The organism is Streptomyces sp. SID10853, assembly GCF_010548145.1.
Lineage (GTDB): Bacteria > Actinomycetota > Actinomycetes > Streptomycetales > Streptomycetaceae > Streptomyces.
The window spans coordinates 1-1,795 of the sequence record NZ_JAAGLN010000465.1; the positions used below are offsets into that span (position 1 = coordinate 1).

Below are 1,795 nucleotides of genomic sequence, written 5' to 3' on the forward strand. Positions count from 1 at the left end.
TCCTGGACGGCACCCCGCCGAAGAACGGCAAGAAGTGCTCCTGACCTGCACGGAGAGGACCGGCCGCGGGGTGTCGGGAGCACCCTCGGAAACTGCGTAGACTTGGCGTCGCTGCTCACCGCACCACGGTCAGGCCGGCGTGCCGCCCTAGCTCAGTTCGCCAGCGCAACGCACCCGTAATGCGTAGCTCTCGCGTTCGACTCCCGACGGCGCCCCTGTAAACGCCCCAGCACTCACTCCCCGTCACCGCCCGCCCCGCCCGCCGCCCGCCCCGCCCCGCCTCTGGCCCCGGGTCCCGGGCCGCTGTCCGGCTCCCTCTCCTGGGCGAGCAGGTAGGCTGCCCGCAGGCGGCGCGGGGGGCGCGCCTCCCGGCAGACACGGGTACTTCGAAGGGCAGGGGCCGGCGTTGCACATCCAGGCGTGGCTGGAGACGATTCCGGCGGTAAGCATCTACCTCCTGGTCGCGGTGGTCATCGGGGTGGAGAGCCTCGGGATTCCGCTGCCGGGGGAGATCGTTCTGGTCAGCGCCGCCCTGCTGGCCTCCCAGCAGGGCCACATCGACCCGCTCGTGCTGGGCATCTGCGCCTCGGCCGGCGCGGTCGTCGGGGACTCGATCGGGTACGCCATCGGCCGCAAGGGCGGACGCCCGCTGATCGCCTGGCTCGGCCGTAAGTTCCCCGGACACTTCAGCGGGGCGAACATCGCCATGGCCGAGCGGTCGTTCGAGAAGTGGGGCATGTGGGCGGTCTTCTTCGGCCGGTTCATCGCCCTGCTCCGGATCTTCGCCGGGCCGCTGGCCGGCGTACTGCACATGCCGTACTGGAAGTTCCTCATCGCCAACATGCTCGGCGGCATCCTGTGGGCGGGCGGCACGACAGCGGCCGTCTACTACGTGGGTGTCGTCGCGGAGTCCTGGTTCAAGAACTTCTCGTATGCGGGCCTCGCCGTCGCCGCCGTGCTCGGTGTGGCCTCGATGCTCATCATCAAGAACCGGGCGAAGAAGGCACACGCGAAGGCAGAGGCGGCCGCCGGGACGCAGGACTCCGTACCTGCCGAATGAACGCCGGACGAACGTGGATCAGCGGTCCTGCCGCCGGGCCGGGTGGTGGATGACCTCGCAGGCGTCCAGAGTGACCATGCCATCGGTGATCAGCTCGTCGAGCTGCGGCAGGAACGCCCGGATCCGGTCGGCGGTGTCCACGATCACCACGGCCACCGGCAGATCCTCGCTCAGCGACAGCAGCCGCTGTGTGTGGATCATCGACGAGGAGCCGAAGCCCTCGATGCCGCGGAAGACGCTCGCGCCCGACAGCCCGGCGCCGTGGGCCCGGTGCACGATCTCCGAGTACACCGGCTTGTGGTGCCAGAGATCGGACTCCCCGACGAAGATGGTCGCCCGCAGCGCCGCGGTACCGCTCGGCCCGGTCATGTCTGCCTCCACGCAACTGCGCGGCGGGTCACCCACACCGCGCTCCACACCGCCGCGAGAGCCGCGAGCAGCGTCAGTCCGAGATACACCAGGCCCGTACGGGCGTGGCCGCCGTCCACCAGCCGCTGAATGTCCACCGCGTAGGTGGAGAACGTGGTGAACCCGCCCAGCACCCCGGTGCCGAAGAACGGGCGCACCAGCCGGTGCGCCGCCCATACATCGGTGATCACCACCATGAACACACCGATCACCGCGCACCCCACGACGTTCACCAGCAGGGTCGTCCAGGGGAAGCCGCCGTCGGCGGTGGGCCAGAGGAGTGCGGCGCCGTACCGGGCGGACGCTCCGGTGACGCCGCCCAGGGAC

General features: G+C 70.3%; 3 protein-coding genes. 1 reads left to right on the forward strand and 2 read right to left on the reverse strand.

Annotation, left to right across the window (positions count from 1 at the left end):
• Window positions 1-406 precede the first annotated feature (406 nt).
• Entirely contained in the window at window positions 407-1,060 is a 654-nt protein-coding gene (locus G3I19_RS36345; RefSeq protein WP_164267924.1) for a DedA family protein, read from the forward strand.
• 18 nt (window positions 1,061-1,078) lie between these two features.
• On the opposite strand, the gene G3I19_RS36350 is transcribed toward G3I19_RS36345, so the two are convergent.
• Together G3I19_RS36350 and G3I19_RS36355 are read right to left on the reverse strand one after the other, a co-directional pair.
• A complete protein-coding gene (locus G3I19_RS36350; protein ID WP_164267925.1) occupies window positions 1,079-1,429 on the reverse strand; it encodes a DUF190 domain-containing protein in 351 nt (116 codons plus the stop codon).
• Window positions 1,426-1,795, reverse strand: a 370-nt coding sequence (locus G3I19_RS36355) for a CrcB family protein (RefSeq protein WP_239075061.1), incomplete at its 5' end; no start/stop codon positions are given. The genes G3I19_RS36350 and G3I19_RS36355, both read right to left, overlap by 4 nt.